At 55.8% G+C, this 15,546-nt stretch carries 11 protein-coding genes and 1 pseudogene; 10 read left to right on the forward strand and 2 right to left on the reverse strand.

What is annotated here, in order from left to right; translation table 11 throughout:
- Window positions 1-47 precede the first annotated feature (47 nt).
- The 3 genes from CF137_RS16830 (at window position 48) to CF137_RS16840 (ending at window position 2,938) form a co-directional block, all read left to right on the forward strand.
- Entirely contained in the window at window positions 48-362 is a 315-nt protein-coding gene (locus tag CF137_RS16830) for an FmdB family zinc ribbon protein (protein ID WP_204787380.1), read from the forward strand.
- The gene (gene aspS, locus CF137_RS16835; RefSeq protein ID WP_139720489.1) at window positions 331-2,097 is read left to right on the forward strand and encodes an aspartate--tRNA ligase; all 1,767 of its coding nucleotides are present in this window, start codon (window positions 331-333) and stop codon (window positions 2,095-2,097) included. Before CF137_RS16830 ends, aspS begins: the two co-directional genes overlap by 32 nt.
- A 100-nt stretch (window positions 2,098-2,197) precedes the next feature.
- Entirely contained in the window at window positions 2,198-2,938 is a 741-nt protein-coding gene (locus CF137_RS16840; RefSeq protein ID WP_042021324.1) for a YebC/PmpR family DNA-binding transcriptional regulator, read from the forward strand.
- A 538-nt stretch (window positions 2,939-3,476) separates the two neighbouring features.
- On the opposite strand, the gene adhE is transcribed toward CF137_RS16840, so the two are convergent.
- Entirely contained in the window at window positions 3,477-6,152 is a 2,676-nt protein-coding gene (adhE, locus tag CF137_RS16845; protein ID WP_101324228.1) for a bifunctional acetaldehyde-CoA/alcohol dehydrogenase, read from the reverse strand.
- Between the two features lie 850 nt (window positions 6,153-7,002).
- Here adhE and CF137_RS16850 point away from each other — a divergent pair.
- The 7 genes from CF137_RS16850 (at window position 7,003) to CF137_RS16880 (ending at window position 14,755) form a co-directional block, all read left to right on the forward strand.
- Window positions 7,003-7,638, forward strand: a complete 636-nt coding sequence (locus CF137_RS16850; protein WP_005337678.1) for a YchE family NAAT transporter — start codon at window positions 7,003-7,005, stop codon at window positions 7,636-7,638.
- 279 nt (window positions 7,639-7,917) lie between these two features.
- Window positions 7,918-9,537, forward strand: coding sequence for an ABC transporter substrate-binding protein (locus CF137_RS16855; RefSeq protein ID WP_139720491.1), 1,620 nt, complete (start codon window positions 7,918-7,920; stop codon window positions 9,535-9,537).
- Window positions 9,538-9,634: 97 nt separating this feature from the next.
- Complete coding sequence (gene oppB, locus CF137_RS16860) at window positions 9,635-10,555, forward strand: oligopeptide ABC transporter permease OppB (RefSeq protein ID WP_042021329.1); 921 nt, start codon at window positions 9,635-9,637, stop codon at window positions 10,553-10,555.
- A gap of 14 nt (window positions 10,556-10,569) precedes the next feature.
- A complete protein-coding gene (gene oppC / locus CF137_RS16865; protein ID WP_042021331.1) occupies window positions 10,570-11,481 on the forward strand; it encodes an oligopeptide ABC transporter permease OppC in 912 nt (303 codons plus the stop codon).
- Window positions 11,482-11,535: 54 nt separating this feature from the next.
- Window positions 11,536-12,516, forward strand: a complete 981-nt coding sequence (oppD, locus tag CF137_RS16870) for an ABC transporter ATP-binding protein (protein WP_042021334.1) — start codon at window positions 11,536-11,538, stop codon at window positions 12,514-12,516.
- Window positions 12,517-13,512 (forward strand): murein tripeptide/oligopeptide ABC transporter ATP binding protein OppF, encoded by a 996-nt coding sequence (gene oppF, locus CF137_RS16875; protein WP_068977238.1) that lies wholly within the window; start codon window positions 12,517-12,519, stop codon window positions 13,510-13,512.
- Window positions 13,513-13,810: 298 nt separating this feature from the next.
- Window positions 13,811-14,755, forward strand: a complete 945-nt coding sequence (locus CF137_RS16880; RefSeq protein ID WP_139720493.1) for a TerC family protein — start codon at window positions 13,811-13,813, stop codon at window positions 14,753-14,755.
- A gap of 168 nt (window positions 14,756-14,923) precedes the next feature.
- Here the strand turns inward: CF137_RS16880 and CF137_RS22305 are convergent.
- Window positions 14,924-15,211 (reverse strand): annotated as a pseudogene (locus CF137_RS22305) (IS4 family transposase); the annotation flags it as partial.
- Window positions 15,212-15,546 lie beyond the last annotated feature (335 nt).

The raw sequence follows: 15,546 nt of genomic DNA on the forward strand, positions 1-15,546 counted from the left end.
TTTCCTCTATAATGCCAGCCCTTTTGTTTACCAATTTCTAGTGGCCCATGCCTGTCTACGCAGATCGTTGCGATGTCTGTGGTCCTGAGTTGGCAAAACTGCAAAAGCTTTCCGATGCCCCCCTGACCGACTGTCCGGCCTGTAGCAAGCCACATCGGGTCAAGCTGATATCGGCGGCAGGCTTCCGGCTCAAGGGAACCGGATGGTACGAGACTGATTTCAAACCGGGTAAGAAAAGAATCTGGCCAGCTGTGAGACAGACGGTGCTTGCCAGTCGTGCCCGGCGGCCCAAGGTTAACCGTCTCTCTACAATTTCGAAGGAAGAAGTCCATGCGCTCTATCTATTGCGGACAGGTCAATGAGGCCCATGCCGGGCAGACCATTACATTGTGCGGTTGGGTTCATCGTCGTCGTGATCTTGGCGGCCTGATCTTTATCGACATGCGCGACCGGGAAGGGATCGTGCAGGTGTTCTTCGATCCGGACAAGCCGGACGCATTCGCGCTGGCTTCCGAGCTGCGCGGCGAGTTCTGCATCCAGGTGACCGGCGTGGTGCGTACCCGCCCTGACTCCCAGCGCAACAGCGACATGGCCACCGGCGCCATCGAAGTGTTCGCTCACGAGCTCAACATCATCAACCGTGCCGAGCCGTTGCCGCTGGACTTCAATCAGGTCAACAGCGAAGAGCAACGTCTCAAGTTCCGTTATCTGGACTTGCGCCGCCCCGAGATGGCCAAGTATCTGAAGACCCGTGCCAAGGCCAGTGCTTTCGTGCGTCGCTTCATGGATGAGCAGGGCTTCCTCGACATCGAGACCCCGATGCTGACCAAGGCGACCCCGGAAGGTGCCCGTGACTATCTGGTACCGAGCCGCGTGCACAAGGGCAAGTTCTACGCCCTGCCGCAATCACCGCAGCTGTTCAAGCAGTTGCTGATGATGTCCGGCTTCGACCGTTACTACCAGATCGTCAAGTGCTTCCGTGACGAAGACCTGCGTGCCGACCGTCAGCCGGAATTTACCCAGATCGACGTGGAGACCTCTTTCATGACTGCGCCGCAAGTGCGTGAGCTGATGGAAGAGATGATCCGCAAGCTGTGGCAACACGTGCTGGCCGTCGATCTCGGTGACTTCCCGGTGATGACCTTCGATGAAGCCATGCGTCGCTTTGGCTCCGACAAGCCGGATCTGCGTCTGCCGATGGAGCTGGTCGATGTCGCGGATCTGCTGACTGCGGTTGAGTTTGCGGTGTTCGCTGGCCCTGCCAACGACCCGAAAGGCCGCGTAGCAGCCCTGAAAGTACCGGGCGGCGCCGAGCTGTCCCGCAAGCAGATCGACGAGTACACCAAGTTTGTCGGCATCTACGGTGCCAAGGGCCTGGCCTGGATGAAGGTCAACGAAGCCGCTAAGGGCCTCGAAGGCGTGCAGTCTCCGGTTGCCAAGTTCCTCTCCGACGAGATCGTGCGCGAGATCCTGGCCCGTACCGGTGCCGCTGACGGCGACATCATCTTCTTTGGCGCTGATTCCAAGAAAGTAGTGTGCGATGCCATGGGCGCCCTGCGCCTGAAAGTGGGTCGCGATCTGGGTCTGCTGGAGAACAGCTGGAAGCCGTTGTGGGTCATCGACTTCCCGATGTTTGAAGAGGACAGTGAAGGTGGTCTGGCCGCCATGCACCACCCGTTCACCGCCCCGAGCAACATGGGCCCGAGCGATCTGAAAGCCAGCCCGCTGAGTGCTTACGCCAACGCCTACGACATGGTGATCAACGGCTATGAAGTGGGTGGCGGTTCTGTCCGTATCCACAACAGCGAGATGCAAGCCACCGTGTTCGACATCCTGGGCATTACCCCTGCCGAGCAGCGCCTGAAGTTTGGCTTCCTGCTGGATGCCCTGAAGTACGGTACCCCGCCGCACGCCGGTCTGGCCTTCGGTCTGGATCGTCTCAGCATGCTGCTGACCGGTACTGAAAACATTCGGGACGTGATTGCCTTCCCGAAAACCACTGCGGCTGCCTGTCTGATGACTGACGCCCCCAGCCTTGCCAACGCAGCCCAGCTGGGTGAATTGGCGATTGCAACTACCGTCAAGGGCGACGAGTAAGCCGCTACCGGCAGCAAAGGCCGCCACAGGTGGCCTTTCTCTCCCCTTTGGTGAGCAATGAAGTGTGTTACTGACATTTAAAAAATAACGGAGAATCTCTATGGCAGGTCACAGCAAATGGGCCAACATCAAACACCGTAAGGCTGCGCAAGATGCCAAGCGGGGCAAGATCTTCACCAAACTGATCCGGGAAATCACCACTTCCGCCCGGATCGGTGATCCTGACCCGGCCAACAACCCGCGCCTGCGTGCGGCGGTGACTGCCGCCCTGACCAGCAACATGACCCGCGAGACCATCAACCGCGCCATCGCGCGCGGGGCCGGTGGTGGTGATGGTGAGCAGCTGGAAACCATCGTCTATGAAGGTTACGGTCCGGCTGGATCTGCCGTGATGGTCGAGTGCCTGACAGACAACCGGAACCGGACTGTTGCCGAAGTGCGTCATGCCTTCAGCAAGAGTGGCGGCAACCTGGGTACCGACGGCTCCGTCGCCTATCTGTTCAGCAAGAAAGGGCTGCTGACCTTCGTGGGTGCCGATGAAGATGCATTGATGGATGCGGCACTGGAAGCGGGCGCCGATGACGTGGTCACCGAAGAGGATGGTTCCATCGAGGTGTACACCAGCCCGAACGATTTTGGTACCGTGCTGGATGCGCTGGAAGCGGCGGGTTTCAAGGCAGCTAACGCCGAAGTGACCATGATCCCCTCTACCGAAGCCGAGTTGGATGCGGAAACCGCGCCCAAGCTGATGCGTCTGATCGACATGCTGGAAGATCTGGACGATGTGCAAGAGGTGTATCACAACGGCTCCATCTCTGATGAAGTTGCAGCGACCCTCTGATCGCTGACCTAGGTACTTGAGATGGCAGCCGGATGGCTGCCATTTTTTTATCTTTGCATGGGTGAAGCCTCTGACGAGTCGTTTGATCCACCAATGCAACAGCTCTCTTCGCTCAATACTTTTCCCGCCTCATCTGTGCCTTACCATTTCACGGATCCTGTTGGCTGGTCAGCCCGACACGCTAGCCGGGTTGCGTTACGTGATCATGGTATGGCTCCTCTTATCCGGTTTATCACACGAGCAACTCTTTAGATGGCGTTGACGGCTCGCTCTGCCAGTCAGGCAGATTGCTCCGTACACAGGATGCCCGAGGCGATTGTCGATGGGCCTTGTTGTCATGGTACGGCAATCAATGCTGAGCCATTGCCTGGATGTTGATATCGGATAATTGGCTGGGCGTTGGGCGTTGGGCGTGCAGGTTGGTCGGGAGAGGGGATGGTTTGCACTACAACATGCAGGGGGAGAGGAGGGGGAGTGATAACTTGCGGATAAAAAAAAGCCCGCGCATGGCGCGGGCTTGTGATCTCAGGACTGGTTATCAGGCCTTGGATTTTTTCTTGGTATCAACCTTGGCTTCAACCGGGGCAGCGGCGGCAGGAGCAGCTGCAGCGCCTTCGGTGAACGGACGACCGTAGTAGGTATCCATCAGGATGGCTTTGAGCTCGGTGATCAGCGGGTAGCGCGGGTTGGCACCGGTGCACTGGTCATCGAAGGCTTCCAGCGCCAGCTGGTCAACCTTGGCCAGGAAGTCCGCTTCGTTCACGCCAGCTTCACGAATGGAGGCCGGGATGCCCAGAGTGGCTTTCAGCTCGTCCAGCCAGGTCAGCAGCTTCTCGATCTTGGCAGCGGTACGGTCACCAGCAGCAGTCAGACCCAGGTGGTCAGCCACTTCGGCATAACGACGGCGAGCTTGCGGACGGTCGTACTGGGAGAACGCAGTCTGCTTGGTCGGGTTGTCGTTGGCGTTGTAACGGATCACGTTGCTGATCAGCAGGGCGTTAGCCAAGCCGTGCGGAATGTGGAATTCAGCACCCAGTTTGTGCGCCATGGAGTGGCAGACACCCAGGAAGGCGTTGGCGAATGCGATACCGGCGATGGTGGCCGCATTGTGTACCTTCTCGCGAGCAACCGGATCGTTGGCACCATTCTGGTAGCTGGACGGCAGGTACTCTTTCAGCAGCTTCAGCGCTTGCAGTGCCTGGCCATCGGAGTATTCGTTAGCCAGCACGGAAACGTAGGCTTCCATGGCATGAGTGACCGCATCCACACCACCGAAGGCGCACAGGGACTTGGGCATGTTCATGACCAGGTTGGCATCCACGATGGCCATGTTCGGGGTCAGCTCGTAGTCAGCCAGCGGGTACTTCATGCCGGTGGCGTCGTCGGTTACTACCGCAAACGGGGTGACTTCAGAACCGGTACCGGAAGTGGTGGTGATACAGACCAGTTCGGCCTTCACGCCCATTTTCGGGAACTTGTAGATACGCTTGCGGATGTCCATAAAGCGCATTGCCAGATCTTCGAACGCAGTATCCGGGTGCTCGTACATCACCCACATGATCTTGGCCGCATCCATCGGTGAACCACCACCCAGTGCCAGGATAACGTCCGGCTTGAAGGAGTTGGCCATCTCGGCGCCCTTGCGGACGATGGACAGGGTCGGGTCAGCTTCTACTTCGTAGAATACTTCCACTTCCATGTTCAGCTTCTTGAGCAGACGAACTACGTCATCGGCATAGCCGTTGTTGAACAGGAAGCGGTCGGTAACAACCATTGCACGCTTTTTACCTTCCAGATCACCCAGGGCGATCGGCAGGGAGCCACGACGGAAATAGATGGATTTCGGAAGTTTGTGCCACAGCATATTTTCTGCCCGTTTTGCGACTGTCTTCTTGTTGATCAGGTGCTTGGGACCGACGTTCTCGGAGATGGAGTTACCACTCCAGGAGCCGCAACCCAGGGTCAGGGAAGGAGCAAGAGCAAAGTTGTACAGGTCACCGATACCACCTTGGGTGGAAGGGGTGTTGATCAGGATACGGGCGGTCTTCATCTTGTCGCCGAAGTATCTGATGCGGTCCTGATTGCGATCCTGGTCGGTGTACAGACCTGAGGTGTGACCGATACCACCGATGTTGACCATGGTGCAGGCCATCTCGACAGCGTCTTCGAAATTCTTGGCGCGGAACATACCCAGGGTCGGGGAGAGCTTCTCATGAGCGAACTCATCTTCAGCGCACAATTCCAGGCCTTCACCGATCAGGATCTTGGTGGTGGCAGGCACAGTCACACCGGCCATGGCGGCGATCTTGGTGGCTGGCTGACCGACGATATCTGCGTTCAGCGCGCCGTTAATCAGCAGCACTTTACGTACCTTGTCCGCTTCATCTTTGGACAGGATGTAGCCATCGTGGTTGGAGAAACGCTCTTTCACCTGGTTGTAGATGGAGTCCACGACGATAACAGCTTGCTCGGAAGCACAGACCACACCGTTGTCGAAGGTTTTGGACATCAGGATAGAGGCGACAGCACGCTTCACATCGGCGGTTTCGTCGATAACGATGGGTACGTTACCGGCACCCACACCGATAGCAGGCTTACCGGAAGAGTAAGCGGCTTTCACCATGCCCGGGCCACCGGTGGCCAGGATCAGGTTGATGTCGTTGTGCTTCATCAGTGCGTTAGACAGCTCAACAGACGGTTGATCGATCCAGCCGATGATGTCTTTCGGTGCACCAGCGGCAACGGCTGCGTCCAGTACCAGCTTGGCAGCGGTATTGGTGGAGTTCTTGGCACGGGGGTGCGGGGAGAAGATGATGGCGTTACGAGTCTTCAGGGAGATCAAAGATTTGAAGATCGCGGTAGCGGTCGGGTTGGTGGTCGGAACGATACCGCAGATGATACCTACCGGCTCGGCGATGATCATGGTGCCCATCTCGTCATCCTGGCTCAGGATGCCGCAGGTCTTCTCATCTTTGTATGCGTTATAGATGTATTCGGAAGCGAAGTGGTTCTTGATAACCTTGTCTTCGATGATACCCATGCCTGATTCAGCCACGGCCATTTGGGCCAAGGGAATACGAGCATTACTGGCGGCCAGGGCGGCTGCACGGAAAACCTTGTCTACCTGCTCTTGCGAGAAGCTGGCGAATTCACGCTGAGCTTCTTTAACGCGGGCGACCATTGCATCCAGTTCAGCCAAGTTGGTTACTGCCATGTTTATCTCCTGATTATTTGAAAACTGTTTAGTAAGACGTTGGCAATGCCCGGCAATTATAGACCCTCAGTCAAATCGCGAATGACCATAACGGGGTATTTACATGCCTTACTAAATTGCTTTCCGAGTCGATTATAGAGCTGTGTTGGTCCATAAAAACTTGATCTGGATCATGTGTAACAAAAGAACAAAAGAAATTTTATTTCATCATCCGTGTGCGAGGGATGTTACAGGAGAGTGGATTGTAGCGGAAGTGATATGAGTTGTAATGAAAAGGTTTTTAGACCTATTAATCATGTGGTTAATGATCTTTTTAAGGGGGGTTTTACGGCGGGTTTCTCCCGTTAAAGTTAACCATTTTGATTTTTACAGGGTGGCCATGTCGGGGTGGTGCGCAAATCTACAGCAAGTGTTGCGTAAATGGTTGTTGTTTTAATCCGCGGTAAATTTTGATTGTGATGAAATTGTAACTGGCGTGATGGCGGCCTTAGCTGGTGGGGGTTAGAGAGCAAAATGGCCCCTGTATCACCGAGATCATGACGGTTGTGACTCTCCTTTGTTGGGCAAAGCCGTGTCACTCGGTGCAACCAGGCTCGCTGAACCGGGAGGCACCGGCGGCGCTGGTGGGGGTGGTCAGCAATGGGCCTGCCTTGTTGTTACCAACTCTCTGGTGAAGGCGCATCTTCTTGCCACTTTATCCCGTGTTGATTTCAATCATTAGGTGAACTCACTAACAATCACCCGCATAAGTGTGATGATTTGATTGGTGCCCGCTCTGGCTATGATGTAAATTTACGCACGAAATTAATGGATTGGCCCGATGGGCCCGTAACACTATTGGAAGGCGCCTATGGCAGCAATTGACGTCTCTTTGTATCTGAAGTTTTTTGTCGGTTTGTTCGCAATTATCAATCCGCTTGGTCTGTTGCCGGTATTTGTCAGCCTGACTAGCCACCATACCCAGGCCGAGCGGATGAAGACCAACACCACCGCCAATATTGCGGTAATGGTGATCCTGCTGGTCTCCATGTACATGGGGCAGCTGATCCTCGATGGTTTTGGTATCTCGCTGGCGTCGTTTCGCATTGCTGGCGGTTCGCTCATCACCCTGATCGCCTGGTCGATGCTGCAGGGTAAGCTGGGCGAGGTGAAGCACAACAAACAGGAGAAGGGTGAACTGGCGGTGCGCGAATCCATCGCCGTGGTGCCGCTGGCACTGCCATTGATGGCGGGCCCCGGTGCCATCTCCTCAGTCATCGTCTATGCCAGCCAGAGCCACTGGCAGCAGCTGCTTGGCATGTCGGTGGTGGTGGTGGTCTTCTCCTTCTGCTCCTGGCTTATCTTCCGCGCCGCACCCTTGCTGTTCAAGATCATGGGCAATACCGGCATCAACGTGGTGACCCGTATCATGGGTCTTATCATGATGTCGCTCGGTATCGAGATCATGGTGGCCGGCATCAAGGGGGTTTTCCCCAGCTTGATGTGAGCCAGCTCTGTTTTATCAAAGCCGGTCCTGGTGACCGGCTTTTTATTGGTTGCTTTTTGCCCGGTTTTTTCTAGAATCGGTCGTTTGTATAAAAAGCGAGCTTTAAGGCGGTATTTTAATACTGAAAAATAGCGCTGCAGCTGATTTTTTGACCAGAAAAGGCCGATTATCCTGACAATATCTGTTGCATTATCGCAATTGGCAGGGAATTATGCTGGGAGCGGGTTTCGACCCCGTCACTTTAGTAAATGCATGGAATGTTCTTGTTGGAGTAGGGAAATGACTCATAAAAAAACAATTATTAACACAGTTCTGATGGCTGCCCTGTTTGGTGGCATCAATGTGGCACAGGCTGCCGATGTCCCGGCGGGAACCAAGCTGGCGGATGTTCAGCAACTGGTAAAGGGGAATGGCTCCGAGCCTGCCACCCTTGACCCGCACAAGACCGAAGGAACGGTCGAATCCAATATTTTGCGCGACCTGTTCGAAGGCCTCGTTGCTTCTGGCCCGAAAGGGGAAATTCTCCCGGCTGTGGCTGAATCTTGGGAAACCAAGGATAACAAACACTTCGTGTTCCACCTGCGCAAAGATGCCAAGTGGTCCAACGGTGATCCGGTTACCGCCCACGACTTCGAATTTGCCTTCAAACGCGCCGTTGATCCGAAAACTGCCTCTCCTTACTCTTGGTATCTGGAAATCCCGACCATTCTCAACGCCAGCGAGATCATTACCGGCAAGAAGCCGTCCGATACCCTGGGTGTGAAGGCGGTTGATGACCACACCTTCGAAGTTCAGCTTGAAAAAGCGATCCCCTATTTCGTCAGTATGCTTTCCCACACCACTACCTATCCGGTCCCGAAGAAGGTGATCGAGAAGTTTGGTGACAAGTGGACCCAGCCTGAAAACATGGTATCCAACGGTGCCTATGCGTTGAAGAGTTGGGTGGTGAACGAGCGCGTCGAAGTGGAGCGCAACAAGCACTACTGGAACGATGGCAAGACAGTGATCAACAAGGTGGTTTATCTGCCAATCCAGTCTACCAACGCCGATCTCAGCCGCTATCTGGCGGGCGAAGTGGACATCACCTATCAGATGCCCATCGAGCGCTTCAAGCAGATGAAGAAAGAGAAGCCGGACGAGCTGAAAGTGACCGGCTATGTCGGCACCTATTACTACCAGTACAACGTCAAGAAGAAGCCGTTTGATGACGTGCGGGTTCGTACCGCGCTCTCCTACGCCATCAACCGTGACGTGATTGCCGAGAAGGTGATGGGTCAGGGCCAGACCCCGGGTTATACCCTGGTACCGGACTTTGTAGATGGTTTCAAACCGGTTGCGCCTGAGTGGTCGAAGATGACCCAGGCCGAGCGTGATGCCAAGGCCAAGGCTCTGCTGGAAGAGGCCGGTTTCGATGCCAGCAAACCGCTGAAGTTCGAGCTGCTCTACAACACCGACGACAACCACAAGAAAGTGGCTGTGGCCGTTGCCTCCATGTGGAAGAAGCTGGGTGTGCAGGTGAGCCTGGTTAACCAGGAGTGGAAAACTTATCTGGAAACCAAGAAACAGGGTCAGTTTGATGTGGGCCGTGCCGGCTGGATCGCCGACTACAACGAAGCCTCGTCCATGCTGGATCTGATGCAGACCACCCACGGCAACAACGACGGTAAGTACTCCAATCCGGAGTTTGACAAGCTGATGGATTCGTCCCGTGATCAGGTCGATGTGGCTGCCCGTAACAAGCTCTACGTTCAGGGCGAAGAGATCCTGGCCAAAGACATGCCGATTGCGCCTATCTACCAGTATGTGACGGCTCGGATGGTGAAGCCTTTTGTGGGCGGTTATCCTGCCAACCCGCTGGATAACCTCTACAGCAAAGATATGTACATTATTGCTCACTGATTTAAAGCAACAAGTCGCATAACAAGCAGGCCCGCCAGATGGCGGGCCTTTATTAAAACCGCGACCATTTGGAAGCAGTTCAGGACAGGTAATGTCTATGTTGAAATTCATTTTTAAACGGCTATTGGAAGCGATCCCGACTCTGCTGGTCTTGATCACCGTCTCTTTTTTCATGATGCGTTTCGCCCCGGGTAACCCCTTTACCAGCGAGCGTTCACTGCCCCCCGAAGTCATTGCCAACATCGAGGCCAAATACGGGCTCGACAAACCCATTGGCATGCAATATCTCACCTACCTGGGCAACCTGGTGCAGGGGGATTTGGGTCCCTCGTTCAAATACAAGGATTTCACCGTCAATGATCTGGTGAGTCAGGCACTGCCTGTTTCAGCCAAGATCGGGGCGGCTGCGTTCTTTTTCGCCGTGTTGCTGGGGGTTACCCTCGGCACCATTGCCGCTTTGAAACAGAACACCATTATTGACTATCTGTTGATGTCGTCGGCGATGGCCGGGGTGGTGATCCCGGGCTTTGTGCTGGCACCTTTGCTGGTGCTGTTTTTCAGTATCTATCTGGGCTGGTTCCCGGCCGGTGGCTGGCAGGGTGGTGGCATTCAATTTATGGTGCTGCCGGTGTTCGGCATGATGATGTACTACATCTCCGCCATCTCGCGGATCATGCGCGGTAGCATGATCGAGACCATGAATGCCAACTTCATTCGCACCGCCCGTGCCAAGGGATTGCCGCTGCGTCACATCATCCTCAAACACGCGCTGCGTCCCGCCATGCTGCCGGTGGTCTCCTATCTGGGCCCGGCGTTTGTCGGCATCATCACCGGCTCTGTGGTGATCGAGACCATCTTCGGCTTGCCGGGGATTGGCCAGCTGTTCGTCAACGGTGCCCTTAACCGTGATTACTCCATGGTGCTTGGCCTGACCATTCTGGTCGGCGCCCTCACCATCACCTTTAACGCTGTGGTCGATATTCTCTATGCCTTTATCGATCCCAAGATCCGTTACTAATTCGGGAGTTCATCATGGTTGTTTCAACTGAAAAACGCGACGCCGTTGACGCGTTCGCGCAAAAAGTGGAAGTGGTGGAGGGGCGCTCCCTGTGGAAGGATGCACGCCGCCGTTTCCTGCGTAACAGGGCGGCACTGACCAGCCTGATTATATTGACCATCATCGGGTTGGCCGTCATCTTCGGGCCCTATCTGTCGCAGTACACCTTTGACGATCCGGACTGGAACGCGATGCAGTCACCGCCAGATATGGAGGCGGGTCACTACTTCGGTACCGACAGTCTGGGGCGGGATCTGTTCGTGCGCACCCTGCTCGGTGGCCGTATTTCGCTGATGGTTGGCATCATGGGCGCCGTGGTGGCGGTCATCATTGGCACCTTGTATGGCGCGGCTTCCGGCTTTATCGGTGGTCGGGTCGATAGCCTGATGATGCGCATTCTTGAGATCCTCAACGCCTTCCCCTTCATGTTCTTCGTGATCATGCTGGTCACCTTCTTCGGCCGTAATCTGGCGCTGATCTTTATCGCCATCGGCGCGGTGAGCTGGCTCGACATGGCGCGGATTGTGCGAGGTCAGACCCTGAGCCTCAAAAGCAAGGAGTTTATCGAGGCGGCCCACGTCTGTGGCGTCTCCAAGTGGAAGATCATTACCCGTCACATAGTCCCGAACGTGCTTGGTATCGTGGCCGTTTATGCCACCTTGCTGGTGCCGGGGATGATCATGTTTGAATCCTTCCTCAGTTTCCTGGGCCTTGGGGTTCAGGAACCGATGACCAGCTGGGGTGCCCTGCTGGATGAAGGCTCCAAGTCGATGGAAGTGGCCATCTGGCAACTGCTGTTCCCCGCCTGTTTTATGGTGGTGACCCTGTTTTGCTTCAACTTCCTCGGGGATGGTCTGCGTGACGCCCTCGATCCGAAAGATCGTTAATCGAGCATCGGATCGACAGGAAAGCATCACGAAAGATCGATAAGGAGTTTTTATATGAAGTTACTGGATGTGAAAGATCTGCGGGTCGAGTTCAAGACCCCGGACGGCAATGTGGTGGCGGTCAACGACCTCAACTTTTCCCTCGCGGCGGGCGAGACCCTCGGCATTGTGGGTGAATCCGGCTCCGGCAAGTCCCAGACTGCGTTTGCCATCATGGGGCTGCTGGCCAAAAACGGCATCATCACAGGGTCTGCCAAGTTTCAGGGCGACGAAATCCTCAACCTGCCGGAACACAAGCTCAACAAGATCCGCGCCGAGAAGATCGCCATGATCTTCCAGGACCCCATGACCTCGCTGAACCCCTACATGAAGGTGAAGGATCAGCTGATGGAAGTGCTGATGTTGCACAAAGGGGTGAGCAAGGCGGAAGCGTTTGAAGAGTCGGTGCGGATGCTCGACGCGGTGAAGATCCCCGAAGCGCGCAAGCGGATCGCAATGTATCCCCACGAGTTTTCTGGCGGCATGCGCCAGCGGGTGATGATCGCCATGGCACTGCTGTGTAGGCCGCAACTGCTGATCGCCGATGAGCCGACTACCGCCCTCGACGTGACGGTACAGGCCCAGATCATGACCCTGATGAACGAGCTCAAGCGCGAGTTCAACACCGCCATCATCATGATCACCCACGACCTTGGCGTGGTCGCCGGTATCTGCAACAAGGTGCTGGTGATGTATGCCGGTCGCACCATGGAGTACGGCAAGGTCGACGATATCTTCTATCGTCCCAGCCACCCCTATACCGAAGGCTTGCTGCGCGCCATTCCCCGCCTCGATACCGAAGGGGAAGAGCTGCCCACCATTCCGGGTAATCCGCCCAACCTGCTGCGTCTGCCGACCGGTTGCCCCTTCCAGGAGCGTTGCCACCGGGTCAGCGAAATTTGCGGCCAACAATCACCGATCCTGACGCCGTTCAACGACGGTCGGGAGCGGGCTTGTCACTGGGTTTCGGATGCGATCAACAAGGGGGCCAACTAAATGGGTGCCGACAAAAAATTGCTGTTAGAAGTGTCTGATCTCAAGGTCCACTTCAGTATCAAGAGTGGCAAGGCTTGGCCCTGGGCCAAGCCATCTGATCTTAAAGCGGTTGATGGCGTCACCATGCGTCTCTACGAAGGGGAGACCCTGGGGGTAGTGGGGGAGTCTGGCTGCGGCAAGTCTACCTTTGCCCGTGCCATCATCGGGCTGGTGCCTGCTACGGCGGGCAAGGTCGTTTGGCTTGGTGACGACCTCACCAAGCTCGACCCCAATGCGCTGCGGGAGAAGCGTAAAGAGATCCAGATGATCTTCCAGGACCCGCTAGCTTCCCTCAACCCGCGGATGACCATAGGTGACATCATCGCTGAACCGCTCATTACCTTTTATCCCAAGCTGTCGCGGGAAGAGGTAAAAGAGAAGGTGCGCGCCATGATGAGCAAGGTGGGGCTGCTGCCCAATTTGGTCAACCGTTACCCTCACGAGTTCTCTGGCGGTCAGTGTCAACGGATCGGCATTGCCCGGGCGTTGATCCTGGAACCCAAGATGATCATCTGTGACGAGCCGGTCTCGGCGCTGGATGTCTCCATTCAAGCGCAGGTGGTCAACCTGCTAAAAGCCCTGCAAAAGGAGATGGGGCTGTCGCTCATCTTCATCGCCCACGATCTGTCGGTGGTCAAACACATCTCCGATCGGGTGCTGGTGATGTACCTGGGCAATGCCGTTGAGCTGGGGACCCGCAAGGAGATCTTCGCCAATCCGTTGCACCCCTACACCAAGGCGCTGATGTCGGCGGTTCCAATCCCAGACCCGGAACTGGAGCGCAACAAGGTGATTCAGATTTTGGAAGGAGACTTGCCCTCACCGATGAATCCGCCATCCGGCTGCGTGTTCCGCACCCGCTGCCCGGTGGCTGGCCCCGAGTGTGCCAAGACTCGGCCCCAGCTGGAAGGCAACTTCGATCACGCGGTCTCCTGCCTCAAGGTCGATCCGCTCTGATGGCGATTTATTGAACCGATTTGCGGGGTGCTCAGGTGGCACCCCGCTTAATTTTGGCCACAGATGAAGATGTCCCTTGGCGTTATCTTTTTCCGCTGTTAATATCCGCGCAACAAGGGGAGTAACTTCTCGCCGGTTTGTCGTCATTACGGTGCATCCATTGAGGTGTACCCGGCAGCTGGGCAGTCGATGAAAATTGGCTGTAAGTGAGACCTTGCCGAGAGGCAAGGTGTATCTGCTCTAAACGCAAACCCACGCCTCTCGGATGTGGGTTTTTTCGTTTTTGGGAGAGGTGAACATGGGTGAATGGTGGATGTGGACCGGTTTCTTCAGCATAGTGCTGGTCCTGCTATGGGTAGACATACGCTTTGTCGGTGGCGGCAAGTCACACAAGGTATCTCTCAAAGAGGCCGGTATCTGGTCTCTGATCTGGATCAGCGTGGCGCTGCTCTTCAACCTGGCTATCTGGTTCTGGCTGGATCACAGCGCAAGCCGTGAAATTGCCAACCAGAAGGGGCTGGAGTTCCTCACCGGCTACCTTATCGAGAAAGCGCTGGCGGTGGACAACGTCTTCGTCTGGCTGATGCTGTTTAGCTACTTTGCCATTCCGGCCGAGCTGCAGCGCCGAGTGCTGCTGTATGGGGTACTGGGTGCCATCGTGATGCGTGCCGGTATGGTGTTCGCGGGCAGCTGGCTGATCGAGCAGTTCCACTGGATCCTCTATCTGTTCGGCGCCTTCTTGTTGCTGACCGGTGCCAAGATGCTGTGGGCGGCCGACAAGGAGCCGGATCTGGCCAACAACCCGCTACTGGGCTGGATGCGCCGTCGCTTCAAGGTGACCGAGACCTTGGAAGGGGAGAACTTCTTCGTCTGGCGTGACGGTGTGCGCTATGCCACCCCGCTGCTGCTCATTCTGGTGCTGGTGGAGGTGAGCGATCTCATCTTCGCGGTGGACAGTATCCCGGCCATCTTCGCGGTGACCACGGATCCCTTCATCGTGTTGACCTCCAACATCTTCGCCATTATGGGCCTGCGCGCCATGTACTTCCTGCTGGCTGGCGTGGCTGATCGCTTCGTCCTGCTCAAGTATGGTCTGGCGCTGATCCTGATGTTTATCGGGGTCAAGATGCTGCTGCTGGATATCTTCAAGATCCCGACCGGCATAGCACTGGGTGTCGTGGCGTTGATCCTGCTGGCGTCCATGGGGCTAAGCCTGTTTGTGACCCGTAAAAAGGCGGCTTAAAGGCGCAATGCTATTCACTTAAGTGAATTTGAGTGCCAGTCCACCTAGTATCAGGGCTAAAAAGCGAGGGAGGCATGATGCCTCCCTCTTTCTATTGCAAGCCACGCTGTATAAAGGCTGGAGGAAGATTGACTGAAAACAGCCTTACCCGGCAGTGGCTTCTTCATTCATCTGCAACCACAGCAGCTTCCAGCTTTGCGTACCAAGCAGTGCTTCGCAGCTTTCTCCCGCTGCAGATGATTCCTTTTTGATAAATCGCAGCTGCAGCAATCGCGCCGCGATAAACGCCAGAATGACGCACATCCGAGTCAGATTCTCCCTGCTCTGCATTTTTAACCCCTCGATCCGGGTGCCCGCACTCTGCCCGATTTTGTGATAATCCTCGATGAGTCAGCGCCGCTCGTCGTCGCCGATAATCTCGCTGGCCTGCTCTGATGTCGTCACTGCTTCGCCGGTGCCACGCCAGCCAGTCAGCAGCATCGTGTGCACAGCCCTCGGGTGCTGACATCACGGGGCCAGATACATTGGTCGGCAATGCCAACGACCTTGCGCTCGCGCGGCGCGAACAGCCGTACGGAGTGTTATAGGTTCGCGTGGCCAAACTGAGCCCGAGCCCATTGTGCCGGTTGAGTGAGGGGCATGTTAGAACCTGGATGGGGCGATGACAGGTTCAGATCACGCAAGGGGGACAAAGTAAAAAAATCCCCAAGCAATGCTTGGGGATTTCTGTATAAGAGACAGCCCTATGGCCCTTTGTCTGGGTGCTGGCGACGTTACTCTTTCTCTTCGTC

This window comes from Aeromonas sobria (assembly GCF_006243315.1).
In the GTDB taxonomy this organism is placed as follows: domain Bacteria; phylum Pseudomonadota; class Gammaproteobacteria; order Enterobacterales; family Aeromonadaceae; genus Aeromonas; species Aeromonas sobria_A.

What these genes read in the sequence shown, in the direction of transcription:
- CF137_RS16855 (WP_139720491.1), top strand. Translation starts at nt 7,918, where the DNA reads ATGACTCATAAAAAAACAATTATTAACACAGTTCTGATGGCTGCCCTG.
- CF137_RS16840 (WP_042021324.1), top strand. Translation starts at nt 2,198, where the DNA reads ATGGCAGGTCACAGCAAATGGGCCAACATCAAACACCGTAAGGCTGCG.
- oppB (WP_042021329.1), top strand. Translation starts at nt 9,635, where the DNA reads ATGTTGAAATTCATTTTTAAACGGCTATTGGAAGCGATCCCGACTCTG.
- CF137_RS16850 (WP_005337678.1), top strand. Translation starts at nt 7,003, where the DNA reads ATGGCAGCAATTGACGTCTCTTTGTATCTGAAGTTTTTTGTCGGTTTG.
- oppD (WP_042021334.1), top strand. Translation starts at nt 11,536, where the DNA reads ATGAAGTTACTGGATGTGAAAGATCTGCGGGTCGAGTTCAAGACCCCG.
- CF137_RS16880 (WP_139720493.1), top strand. Translation starts at nt 13,811, where the DNA reads ATGGGTGAATGGTGGATGTGGACCGGTTTCTTCAGCATAGTGCTGGTC.
- aspS (WP_139720489.1), top strand. Translation starts at nt 331, where the DNA reads ATGCGCTCTATCTATTGCGGACAGGTCAATGAGGCCCATGCCGGGCAG.
- CF137_RS16830 (WP_204787380.1), top strand. Translation starts at nt 48, where the DNA reads ATGCCTGTCTACGCAGATCGTTGCGATGTCTGTGGTCCTGAGTTGGCA.
- oppF (WP_068977238.1), top strand. Translation starts at nt 12,517, where the DNA reads ATGGGTGCCGACAAAAAATTGCTGTTAGAAGTGTCTGATCTCAAGGTC.
- adhE (WP_101324228.1), bottom strand. Translation starts at nt 6,152, where the DNA reads ATGGCAGTAACCAACTTGGCTGAACTGGATGCAATGGTCGCCCGCGTT.
- oppC (WP_042021331.1), top strand. Translation starts at nt 10,570, where the DNA reads ATGGTTGTTTCAACTGAAAAACGCGACGCCGTTGACGCGTTCGCGCAA.